Source organism: Flavobacterium geliluteum (genome assembly GCF_017948595.1).
In the GTDB taxonomy this organism is placed as follows: Bacteria; Bacteroidota; Bacteroidia; order Flavobacteriales; family Flavobacteriaceae; genus Flavobacterium; species Flavobacterium flavipigmentatum.
Genome location: NZ_JAGFBV010000001.1, coordinates 21,771 through 34,980 on the forward strand (window position 1 = coordinate 21,771; position 13,210 = coordinate 34,980).

Annotated in this window: 7 protein-coding genes; all 7 read left to right on the top strand. The window is 35.4% G+C overall.

All coding sequences use genetic code 11. From position 1 onward, the window contains the following. Positions 1-205: 205 nt before the first annotated feature. Positions 206-3,328 (top strand): SusC/RagA family TonB-linked outer membrane protein, encoded by a 3,123-nt coding sequence (locus tag J3495_RS00065; RefSeq protein ID WP_210664523.1) that lies wholly within the window; start codon positions 206-208, stop codon positions 3,326-3,328. Positions 3,329-3,345: 17 nt separating this feature from the next. Then, complete coding sequence (locus J3495_RS00070) at positions 3,346-4,863, top strand: RagB/SusD family nutrient uptake outer membrane protein (protein ID WP_210664524.1); 1,518 nt, start codon at positions 3,346-3,348, stop codon at positions 4,861-4,863. 220 nt (positions 4,864-5,083) lie between these two features. Then, on the top strand, positions 5,084-6,547 hold the full coding sequence (locus J3495_RS00075; protein ID WP_210664525.1) for a glycoside hydrolase family 30 protein: 1,464 nt from the start codon (positions 5,084-5,086) through the stop codon (positions 6,545-6,547). 81 nt (positions 6,548-6,628) lie between these two features. Beyond that, positions 6,629-8,098 carry a glycoside hydrolase family 30 protein gene (locus J3495_RS00080; protein WP_210664526.1) on the top strand — a complete coding sequence of 490 codons (1,470 nt, stop codon included), beginning with the start codon at positions 6,629-6,631 and terminating at the stop codon, positions 8,096-8,098. Positions 8,099-8,133: 35 nt separating this feature from the next. After that, positions 8,134-10,398 (top strand): glycoside hydrolase family 3 N-terminal domain-containing protein, encoded by a 2,265-nt coding sequence (locus J3495_RS00085; RefSeq protein WP_210664527.1) that lies wholly within the window; start codon positions 8,134-8,136, stop codon positions 10,396-10,398. A gap of 85 nt (positions 10,399-10,483) precedes the next feature. Continuing rightward, on the top strand, positions 10,484-12,223 hold the full coding sequence (locus J3495_RS00090) for a cellulase family glycosylhydrolase (protein WP_210664528.1): 1,740 nt from the start codon (positions 10,484-10,486) through the stop codon (positions 12,221-12,223). Between the two features lie 141 nt (positions 12,224-12,364). Beyond that, entirely contained in the window at positions 12,365-13,204 is an 840-nt protein-coding gene (locus J3495_RS00095; RefSeq protein ID WP_210664529.1) for an endonuclease/exonuclease/phosphatase family protein, read from the top strand. Positions 13,205-13,210: the final 6 nt, after the last annotated feature.

Here is a 13,210-nt window from a genome sequence, read left to right on the forward strand (position 1 = left end):
TTTGTTGACTTAACATTTCTCTAACAATATAAAAATATAATTAAAATATTGATTTATAAATGTTTATAAAAAAATTGATGTGTTTTTGTAGCGTATTAATATTACGTTTGATGTGTTTTTGTAATGAAAATTAATTATAAATAGTGAAAATTTAAGTTTATTATTGCATCAAATTACTAATTAATTAACCAAAATTTTTAGAAAAATGAAATTAACAAAATTACTTATTTTTTGTATTTCGTCTCTATTGTTTTCTGTTGTCGCAGTAGCACAGGATGTTACGGTAAATGGAATTATAAATGACGAAAGTGGCTTACCCGTCCCTGGGGCAACAATTTTAATCAAAGGAACAACTAAAGCAACTGCTTCTGACTTCGATGGAAAATTTCAAATAAATGTTCCATCTAATGGTACATTGACAATTAGTTTTGTAGGATATAATACGATTAATGAAGCTGTAGACGGAAGGACTAAAATTACCTTTCAATTAAGGCCAGAATCTCAAAGCTTAAACGAGGTTGTTGTTGTTGGATACGGTACACAAAAGAAAAGTGTCGTAACAGGAGCAATTTCTAGTGTAAAAGCAAAAGATTTAGAAAGTTTACCTATCACAAGAATCGAACAATCTTTACAAGGAAGGGTTTCAGGGGTTTCTATTGCTGCAAATGCAGGTCAGCCAGGATCGGCTTCTACAATCAGGATTCGTGGTTTTACTACTCTTAATAATAACGATCCTTTATGGGTAGTAGACGGTGTAATGATCGACAACGGTGGTATTGGGTACTTGAATCAATCTGATATTGAATCTATCGAGGTGCTAAAAGATGGTGCTTCGGGAGCAATTTACGGTTCTCGTGCTGCTGCGGGGGTTATCTTGGTAACGACCAAAAAAGGTAAATCAGGAAAGATTTCTGTAAATTATACAGGTTTTTCAGGAGTATCTCAAGCGGCAAAGAAAATTGATTTGCTTGATGCATCACAGTATGTTACCATCATGAATGAGGCTTACACGAACGGTGGAAGACCGGCGCCTTATTCTACAACTACTAATTACGGTAAAGGTACTAACTGGCAAGATGCTATTTTTAATAACAATGCACAACGTACTTCTCATGAATTAAGTTTTAGTGGAGGAAATGATACTTCAACATTCTATATGTCTTTCGGATTATTAGACCAAGAAGGGATCGTAACCTCTGAAATTTCAAATTATACTAGAAAAAACATTCGTTTAAACTCGACTCATAAATTAGGAAAATATTTTAAAGTTGGTCAGACTTTAGGTTACTCTCATGAAAAAACGATTGGTGTTGGAAACACAAATGATGAATTTGGTGGGCCTTTGTCTTCAGCAATTAACTTAGATCCATTGACTCCAATTATCGAGACAAATCCAAATCAACCGATCTATCAAAATAATCCGAATGCTCTTAAAGACGCAAACGGAAATTACTATGGTATTTCGACAATTGTAACGCAAGAAAATACTAACCCATTGGCATATACACAAACAAGATTGGGTAATAATGATTTTGCTGATAATTTTGTTGGTAATGTTTTTGGTGAGGTTGAAATTTTACCAGGTTTAAAATTTAAATCTGCAGCAGGTGGTAAATTAGCGTTTTTTGGTTCTGATAACTTTACTCCAGTGTTTTTCTTAAACGGAGCTACTAAAAGAGATAAAAATGAATTGTTCAGATCATACAAAAAATCTTTTAGCTGGAACTGGGAGAATACTTTAAATTATGCTAAGAAATTAGGTGATCATAACTTTAGTGTTTTACTTGGTAAAGGTACATACGTAGACAATATTTCATCTGGTAACGATGTAACTTATCAAGGGGTGCCTGCAACAACGCATGCTGAAGCTTCTTTTAACGTTGAAGTTCCTATTACAGATAAAATTGCTAATGCGTATAGCTCACAAGCGTATGAGCACAGAGTAGAGTCTTTGTTTGGAAGATTAAATTACGATTATAAAGAGAAATATATTTTTACCGGAATTATCCGTCGTGACGGTTCTACTAGATTTGGACCAAATCATAAATACGGAACTTTCCCTTCTGTATCTGCAGGTTGGGTACCATCTAAAGAAGGATTCTGGGGAGAAAATAATGCGATCACTTCATTAAAAATTAGAGGAGGTTACGGTGTAACTGGAAATGACTCTTCTCCTGATTTCTTATATATTTCTACTGTTGGAATTAAGAGAAACTATACAATTGGAGGAACACCAATTCCGGGACAAAGTCCAAACGCAATTCCTAACCCTGATTTAAAATGGGAAGAAACAAAACAAGCCAATATTGGGTTTGAGATGAGTTTCTTACGTGATTTTAACTTAACGGTAGATTTATTCAACAAAAAAACAGATGGTATTATTATGCCAGTTCCTAATCCTGGTTATGTTGGAGCATCAGGAGATTCTTATGCTAACTTAGCTAGTATGGAAAATAAAGGTATTGATGTTGAATTAGGGTACCGTAAAAAAATTGGTGCTTTGAATCTTTCGGTTAATGGTAACTTCTCTTATATCAAAAATGAAATCACTTATCTAGACAAGGGAGTTAATTTTATAGCTGGTGATGAGACCGTACAATCTAGTTCTTACGAAATAAACAGAACACAAGTAGGTCAAGCTTACAATTCATTCTACGGGTTTAAAACAAATGGTATTTTTCAAACTCAGGCAGAAATTGATTCCTATCAAAATGCTGCAGGAGTAGTAATTCAGCCAAATGCTAAACCGGGAGATTTCCGTTGGCAAGATCTAAACGGAGATGGTAAAATTGCAGCAGAAGATAGAACTTTCTTAGGGACTTCATTGCCTAAATATACTTATGGTCTTACTTTGAACTTAGATTACAAAGGAATTGATTTATTAGTTTTTGGTCAAGGAGCAGGTGGAAATAAAATCTACCAAGGTTTAAGAAGGTTAGATATCATTAATGCAAATTACCAAACAGAAGTTTTAGGTCGTTGGACAGGACCGGGATCAACAAACAGTTATCCAAGAGTTACTACTGATGATACAAACAGAAACTTCAGTAATCCATCAGATTTTAATTTACAGAAAGGTGATTTCTTTAGATTCAAAACGATTCAGGTTGGATATTCTCTTCCATCAGATTTGATCAATAAAATCTCTTTGCAAAAAGTTAGATTTTATTTAACAGGTGAAAACCTTTTCACAATCACAAAATATAATGGTTTTGATCCAGAAGTTGGAGGCCCTACAGCGTCAGGAATGGACAATGTACAAGGTGTTGACAGAGGTTACTATCCTCAAGCAAAATCGTATATGTTAGGTGTTAATTTGCAATTTTAATTAAAAAATAAAATATTATGAAACTGATAAGTTTTAAACAATCGTTAGTCGCTTTTGGAGTGTTATTAACACTTGGAGCGTGTGATACCGACGAAAAATTAGAGGTAAAAGGAGATGGAGTAGTATTAGAAACTGATTTTTATAGAAACGAAACAGAAGCTTATTCTGGTTTGGTGGCGGCCTATGATAAAGTAGGTAAATTTGCCGGATCTATGGAAACTGCTCCTTTGTTATTCTTAAATTCTGCTTCAGATGATTTTTATGCAGGTGGAGGTAATTCAGGTGACCAACCAGGTCTTCAGGTGGCTTCAAATTATACGGTAAGCCCTAGTAATATTCCCCCGGCAATATGGTCTAACTATTACCAAGGTGTTTTTAGATGTAATGTTATGATTCAAAAACTTCCTGGAGTTCCTATGGATGCTGCTAAAAAAGCAAGATTCATGGCCGAAGTAAAAACATTACGTGCTTATTATTATTTTGACATTGTTAGAATGTTCAAGAACGTTCCTTTGATCTTAGTACCGCTTAGTAAAGCAGAAGTTCCTAACGTTTTGCAGGCAAAACCGGCAGATGTTTATGCGCAAATTGAAAAAGATTTAAATGAAGCAATTGCAGATTTACCAATTACAATTCCAGCGAGTGAATCAGGACGTTTTTCACAAGGAGCTGCTATAGCACTTTTAGGAAAAGTTTATTTATACGATAATAAAAAAGCTGAAGCTGCTGCTGAATTGGCAAAAGTAAATGGTACTCCGGGCCAAATGAGCAGTTATGGTTATAAATTAATGCCAGCTTTTGCTGACTTATGGAATCATGCTAATAAATTTAATACAGAATCTATTTTCGAGATTGCTTATTCAGATAAATCAAATGCTGATTGGGGTAATTTTGAGACTGGTAATGATGAAGGAAATGTTGCCGCTCAATTAATGGGTATGAGAGATTATGCCAGAACAGCTACAGGAGTTACAGCTGGTTTGCCTGATTATATCAATGGTTGGGGCTTCATGGTAGTTACAACCGATTTGGCAAATGCATTAAGTACAGATCCACGTTTTGCTTCTACAATTTTTGATGCTAATGCAGAAAAAGCTGCTGGACGTATAACATTTACAGATAGTTATAACGAAACAGGATATCATTTTATAAAATATGCAGCAGTAAATGCCGATATCAAAGCGACGAATCCTTTCCTTAATTTTGCTATCAATACCTATATCATTCGTTTAGCTGACACCTATTTGTTAGAAGCTGAAGCATTAGGCGGAACAGGAGCAAGAGCACAAGCACTTTTAGACGCTGTGAGAGCTAGAGTTGGTTTACCATCTGTACCAGTATCTTTAGCTGCAATATATGCAGAAAGAAGGTTAGAATTGGCTGGAGAAGGTCACCGTTGGTATGACTTAGTGAGAACTGGTCAAGCTGCTTCTAAATTGGCATTCAAAGGTTTTACTGCAGGTAAAAATGAAGCATTCCCAATTCCATATAGTGAGTTCAATAATACCAAAATGGTTCAAAACGATCAATATTAAAAATTAAGAAATTTTAAGTTAATAGTCCAAATGAATTTATTTGAAAGACCAATTTGAAAATTTTGATCTTCCGGAATAAATTCGATCAAGATGTTAGTTTGAGTTTAAGTTTGGTTAGTAGAATAGCCCATATTCTTTAGATTATGGGCTATTTTTAAATCAAGTCGGCTAATTCAAAAAAATAGATTTGTAAAAAAGTCTTATTACTAAAACATGCACAATGAAAAAAATTGGCTTTATAATTACGAGTTGTTTATGTTTTTCTTTGGCTGTTTTTTCACAGCAAAAGAGTCAAAAGCATTTACAGAAATTTACAACAACCAACAAAAAAATCACTGTTTATACTACAGCAGCAGATACGAAATTAAGGTTAACCCCTACAGATAATTTAAGTTTTACAGCCTCGCAGCAACCCACAGAAACAGAAATTTCTGTTTTTGTAGAACCTTCAAAACAATTTCAGAGTTTTCTTGGAATAGGTGGCGCGATTACTGATGCAAGTGCAGAAATTTTTGCAAACTTATCAAAAGAAAAACAAACCGAATTCTTAAACGCTTATTACGATACCCAAAAAGGAATCGGATATTCATTGCTAAGAACAACTATTCAGAGTTCTGATTTTAGCAGCGGAAGCTATTCTTATATCGAAGAAGGCGACAAAGAGTTAAAGACTTTCTCTATTGAGCATGATCGCAAATACCGCATTCCGATGATTAAAGCGGCCATTAAAACGGCTGGCGGAAAGTTAGTCACTTACGCAGCACCTTGGTCACCAAACGCTTTCATGAAAAGCAATAAAAATGTGTTAAAGGGCGGAACATTGTTGCCAGAGTTTTTTCAACCTTGGGCAAATTTTTATGCCAAATTTATAAAAGAATACAATAAAGAAGGGATTCCGATCTGGGGAACATCTGTTCAAAACGAACCAATGGCTACCCAAAAGTGGGAGTCATGCCTTTATACTGCCGAGTCAGAAAGAGATTTCTTGAAAAGCTACCTTGGGCCAACGCTTAAAAAAGAAGGTTTAGGAAGTGTAAAAATCATTGCTTGGGATCATAATCGAGATTTAATGGTACACAGAGCCAATGTTATTTTTTCTGATCCGGAAGCTTCAAAATATGTTTGGGGAATGGGCTTTCATTGGTATGAAACCTGGACTGGAGCACAACCTCTTTTCGAAAACGTAGCAAAAGTGCACGAAGCTTATCCTGACAAAAAATTACTTTTTACCGAGGGTTGTGTAGAGAAATTTGATGCGGCAAAATATCAGTTTTGGCCAAATGCAGAGAGATACGGGTCTTCAATGATTCATGATTTTAATAACGGAACTGTAGGTTGGACAGACTGGAATATTTTATTAGACCAATTTGGAGGGCCAAATCATGTAGGCAATTTTTGTTTCGCGCCCATACATGCCGACACAACAACAGGAGAGCTTATTTACACACCATCTTATTATTATATTGGGCATTTCTCAAAATTTATTCGCCCAAATGCAGTGAGAGTAAGTACATCAGTGAGCAGAAGTTACCTCATAAGTACTTCTTTTTTGAATACGGATGGTAAAATGGCAACAGTAGTAATGAATCATACGGATAATGAGATTATGTACAATTTTATTATTGCAGCAGAAAAAACAGTTGTAAAAATTCCAGCACACGCCATTCAAACATTAGTATATTAAACATTCTCAGAAAGTCGGGTCTTGATTTTTTTAACCCAGATTTTATAACTGCTAATTAGCTTTAAAATTTTTGAAAATACAATGAAATCAATCAGTAGCATTTTAATAATTCCAGTACTATTTCTGCAATTAAGTTGCTCTTCATTAAAAAATGGGCAAGCTTCTGGCGTTTCTTCATTCAATTCAAATAAAAAAATTCAAGTTTATACAACAGCCGAAAATTCAAATTTAAAATTGTCTTTATCGAATGATTTTATTTCCAAAATAGATTCAGAACAAAAAGAAGCGACTGTCTCCATAACGGTAGATGCCACAAAAACCTTTCAGACTTTTCTAGGAATTGGAGGCGCCATTACAGATGCAAGTGCCGAAGTCTTTGCCAAATTGCCTTCACAAAAGCAGCAGGAATTCCTGACAGCTTATTATGATAAAAACAAAGGAATTGGTTACTCTTTGGCGAGAACCAACATTCATAGTTGTGATTTTAGTAGCGAGAGTTACACTTATATTCAGGAAGGGGATAAAGATTTGAAAACTTTCACTATTGATCACGATAGAAAATATCGAATTCCATTACTTAAAAAAGCAATTCAGACAGCTGGTGGTAAGCTAACTTTATTCGTGAGTCCCTGGAGTCCTCCAGCCTTTATGAAAGATAATAATGATATTTTGCATGGAGGCGTTTTGCTACCTGAGTTTGCACAATCTTGGGCAAATTATTATGCCAAATTTATAAAAGAATACGAAAAAGAGGGAATCCCAATCTGGGGATTAACCATCCAGAATGAGCCAATGGCAAGTCAGCGTTGGGAGTCTTGTATTTATACTCCTGAAGCCGAGAGAGATTTCCTGAAAAATTTTCTGGGGCCAACTTTAGCCAATCAAGGGCTGGGTTCTAAAAAAATAATTATCTGGGATCATAATCGTGGCGAAATGCTAGAGAAAAGAGCGCAACTTGTTTTTTCAGATCCTGAAGTTTCAAAGTACGCTTGGGGAATTGGATTTCACTGGTATGAAACATGGAATGGCGGGCCACCAAAATTCGAATCTGTAGCGAAGGTTTATGAAGCTTTTCCAACTAAAAATTTAATTTTTACAGAAGGTTGCGTAGAGCGATTTGATACTGTCAAATATCAATTTTGGGGAAATGCTGAGCGCTACGGTCTCAACATGATTAATGATTTTAATAATGGGACTGTGGGTTGGACAGATTGGAATATTCTTTTAGACCAAAACGGCGGACCCAATCATGTTGGCAATTTTTGTTTTGCTCCTATACATGCCGATACCAATTCGGGAGAATTAATTTTCACTCCGATGTATTATTATATCGGACATTTTTCAAAATTTATTCGTCCAGGTGCCAAAAGAATCAATCAAAAATTAAATGATGCAGCATTATTGAGCACGTCATTTAAAAACTCAGACGGAAAAATAATAACCGTTGTCATGAATCAATCAGATAAAGAAATGGTTTATGAACTAGCTTCTGATTTGCAAAAAAATACAATTACAATACCGGCGCATGCCATGCAAACTCTTATTTATTAGAGTTTTTTATTATCATATTAATTTAAAAGTTTAAAATGAAAAATGCTATTTTACTCCTTTCTGCTTTCCTAATTTGTGGAGCAGGATGGAGCCAGGAAACCAAAAACAAAAAAGCAGATATTGATGCTAAAGTTGCATCATTATTATCAAAAATGACATTAGAAGAAAAAGTGGGACAGATGACTCAAATTACGGTTACCGTTTTTGAAGATCCCGCAAAACCCGGTTATTTTGATGCTGCAAAACTAAAACAAGGAATTCAGGATTATCATATTGGTTCTATTCTGAATGTGCCAAACCCTGGTGCGCCAACGACTAAAAGATGGCAGGAAACCATGACTGCGATAACTAATGAAGCCAATAAAACGAGGCTTAAAATTCCGGTTTTGTATGGTATAGATGCTATTCATGGTGCCAGTTATACGGCCGGAGCCACTTTATTTCCTCAGCAAATTGGGTTGGCAGCAACTTTTAATACTAATTTGGTAAAACGTGGTGCCGAAATCTCTGCTTACGAGACCAGAGCATCTTCTATTCCTTGGGTTTTTTCCCCAGATTTAGATTTTCCTAGAAATCCAGCTTGGTCAAGAATGTGGGAATCTTTTGGCGAGGATGCCTATTTATCTGCTCAGATGGCCGTGGCTTTGGTGGACGGTTTTGAGAGAAATGATGTAGGATCAAAATATAGTGTTGCCTCATGTATGAAACATTACATTGGTTACGGAAGCACTACAACAGGAAAAGACAGGACGCCAAGTATTATCCCGGAACGTATTTTGAGACAGTACGATTTAACCATTTATGAGGCGGCAATAAAAGCCGGAGCAAAAAGTGTGATGGTGAGTTCGGGCGAAATTAATGGCACACCAGTGCATTCTAGTAAACATTTGCTTACCGATATTCTAAAAAACGAATTGGGTTTTAAAGGGGTTGTCGTAACCGACTGGAAAGATATTATTTACCTCAATACACGACACAAAGTTGCCGAAACCAAAAGAGACGCTGTTCGTATTGCGGTAATGGCAGGAATTGATATGAGCATGGTGCCAGAAGAGTTTTCTTTCTACACCGATTTGGTAGATTTGGTTCAAAAAGGAGAGGTGCCAATGTCCCGAATTGATGATGCTGTAACGCGTATTTTAAGAATGAAGTTCGAATTGAATTTGTTCGAGAATACGGTAGCGAATTTAAAAGATTACCCAAAATTTGGTTCTGAAGAACACATTTTGGAAGCTTACAAAACAGCTGCCGAATCGATTACTTTATTAAAAAACAAGGATGCTGTTTTGCCTTTAAACAAAACGGATAAAATTCTGGTAACGGGAGCAACAGCCAACAGTATGAAATACTTAAATGGAGGCTGGTCTTACAATTGGCAAGGCGAAAACTCTGATGTATACGCTGCTGATAAATCGACTATTCTGGAAGCATTTCAAAATAAATTAGGCAAAGAAAATGTGTTGTATACTCCCGGCGCTGATTTAGAAAAAGAGGATGATGCCGAAATTGCAAAAGCAGTTGAATTGGCCAAAAATGCATCCAAAATAGTATTGTGTTTGGGAGAGAAAAATTATACAGAGACTCCAGGAGACATCAGCGATATTTACATTAGTAAGTCACAAATTAAATTAGCGCAGGCTTTATCCAAATTAAATAAGCCGATTGTTTTGGTTTTAAATGAAGGAAGACCAAGATTAATCAGTGATTTTGAAGACAAAATGAGTGCCGTAGTACAATGTTATTTACCAGGAAACGAAGGAGGACGAGCATTAGTTGATATTTTGTACGGAGATGTAAATCCGAGTGGAAGATTGCCTTATAACTACCCGAGATACCCTAATTCATTAGAAAAATACAATCGAAAATATACCGAAAGCATTTCTGAAAATGAACAAAATAACGATGCCAAATACGAAAAAAGCTATTTGCCTCAGTTTGAATTCGGAACGGGATTGTCTTACACGACTTTTGCTTATTCAAATTTAAAAATTGATAAAACAGAAATCAGTACTACAGACGAAATTCAGGTTTCGGTTGATGTTACAAACTCAGGGAAAAGAGCAGGTAAAGAGTCGGTTTTACTCTATTTGTCTGATAATTTTGCTTCGATTACACCAGAAGTAAAAGCGTTAAAAAGATTCGAAAAAATCAGTTTAGAGCCAAACGAAACCAAAACAGTAAAGTTTACATTGAACCAAAAAGATCTTCAATTTGTCAATCAGGACTTAAAATGGATTGCTGAAAAAGGAACATTTACAATTCAGATTTCAAACTTGAAAAAAGATTTTTTATTAAAATAAATCATAACTATTCCTCCAAGGTTTTCTCAAAACTTTGGAGGTTTTAATTTGAATGCCAATAAAGTTCCGTTTTTAAATACATAAAATGAAGAAACTAATTTTTATACTTCAACTATTGATTTCGATCGCGTCTTTTGCGCAAGGTTTTTTGCATAGAGACGGTCAAAATATTGTTGATGGCAACGGAAAAAATGTAGTATTAAGAGGTCTCGGACTAGGAGGCTGGATGGTGCAGGAAGGATACATGCTACAAACGCAGTCTTTCGCTAGTCCGCAATATGTTATCAGGCAGAAAATTCAGGATGTTATTGGAGAAGAAGGAACAAAAGAATTTTATGCGGCCTACAAAGCAAACGGAATTACAAAGAGAGATATTGACTCGCTGGCAGTTTGGGGGTTTAATTCGGTTCGATTGCCAATGCACTATAATTTATACACGCCTCCAGTTGAAGCCGAGAAAAATGGTCAAATAACTTGGCTCGAAGAAGGTTTTACCATGACGGATAATTTGCTAAAATGGTGTGCCGAAAACAAAATGTACCTTATTCTCGACTTACACGCTGCTCCGGGCGGACAAGGAAATGATGCTGCGATTTCGGATTATGATACCACAAAACCATCGCTTTGGCAAAGTGAAGCCAATCAGAAAAAAATGATTGCGTTATGGAAAAAATTAGCGGCTCGTTACATGAATAATTCCTGGATAGGTGCTTACGACATTATCAACGAACCGAACTGGAATTTTACCGGAAGCAACAAAAATGGCTGCGATGAAAACGCCAACGGTCCTTTAAGAGAATTAATGATTGCGGTTACCAAAGCGATTCGCGAAGTTGATACGAATCATTTAATTTTTATCGAAGGAAATTGCTGGGGTAACAATTACAACGGAATTTTTCCTCTATGGGATGAAAATATGGCGTTGAGTTTTCATAAATATTGGAACTACAATACAACAGGTTCTATCCAGAAAATGCTCGATTACAGAAAACAATATAATGTTCCGATTTGGTTGGGTGAAAGCGGAGAGAACTCCAATGTTTGGTTTAAAGAAGCCATTTCGCTTGTCGAAAATAATAATATTGGCTGGGCTTTTTGGCCGATGAAAAAAATAGAAAATATTGCAGGCGTAACGTCAGTGAATAAAATTCCTGAATACGATGTTTTATTAAAGTATTGGAAAGAGGGCGGTACAAAACCATCTGTTGATTTCGCTAAAAAAGCATTACTAAAAATGGCCGATAATTACAAAATGGAAAACCTGACCGTAAAACCAGATGTTATTGATGCGATGTTCAGACAAGTGCAAACCAACGATACAAAACCATATAAAAAACATTTAATTCCGGGTAAGATTCCGGCAACAGAATATGATTTGGGAACCAGTGAAACGGCTTATTCTGATAAGGATTTTATAAATTATCGAGTAGAAACAGGTAATTTTGAGGAGTGGAATAAAGGAAACATGATGCGAAACGATGGGGTTGATATTTTACCTTGCAAGGATTCAGGTTCAAATGGATATCAGGTTTCCTTTATCGAAGATGGCGAGTGGTTGCTGTTTACGACAGAGGTTGCTAAAACTAAAACATACAAAGTGTCGATTCGGTATTCGAGCGCAAAAAATGATGGTAAAATTTATTTTGAAATAGAAAAAGGCAAAAGATCAGAAAGTATAGCGCTTCCTGCAACTGGCTCAGATACTAATTGGAAAACGATCACTTTATCAGGACTTCAATTAAATTCCGGAATCAATAAAATTAAGATCGTTTTCGAAAAAGGAGGTTTCAATCTGAATTATCTGGACTTTAAAACTGAAAAATAACAGGTTCAGAATAATTTGATTGTGTTAAAAAAAAAGCAATGTTCACGGTAAGTTAAAGTGGGTAACTAATTATTTTATTACATTAGTTTTTCCGTAAAGCAGGATAAATAAAGAAGCTTTACCATTAAAATTATGTACAATATGAAAACAAAGAAAACGTTGCTTTTTTTTATGATGCTATTTTTGGTTAGCATTTCAAATTATGGTCAAAATCTCAAAATGATGACCTATAATATTCGTCTTAATGTTGCTTCAGATGGCGAAAATGCATGGCCTAATCGAAAAGATTTTTTTATTTCTCAAATACAATTTTACAGCCCCGATATTTTGGGTGTTCAAGAAGCAACACCTGGTCAAGTTACCGAAATTGCTGCTTCGTTGCCCAATTATAGTAAATTCGGAATGGCAAGAGAGGGTGAGGGGAAAGGAGAGGCAAGTACGATTTATTATAAAAAAGACCGTTTTCAGGTGCAGGATTCCAACACGTTTTGGCTTTCTGAAACGCCCGATAAAATATCGATGGGTTGGGATGCGGCTTGTCATCGAGTTTGTACGTATGGGTTGTTTAAAGATGTAAAAACTAAAAAACTATTTTGGGTTTTTAACACACATTTAGATCATGTTGGTAATGAAGCGAGAATCAAAGGAGTAGAATTGATTCTTTCAAAAATTGAAGCCTTAAACACTAAAAATTATCCTGTGTTTTTAATGGGTGATCTTAATTCAGAACCTAATACGCCACAAATTGCCGCAATCAAAAAAGTAATGAATGACACAAAAGAGGTTTCAGTAGAAAAACCATTTGGTCCTGTCGGAACTTTTAATAATTTTGAACACAACAAACCAGTAAAATTAGAAATAGATTATATTTTTATTTCAAAAAATAGTGAACTAAAAGTTCAAAAGCATGCCGTTTTAAGTGACGCGATTGATCTAAAATACCCTTCGGATCACTTACCGGTTTTTATCGAAATTAATTAAATTGAA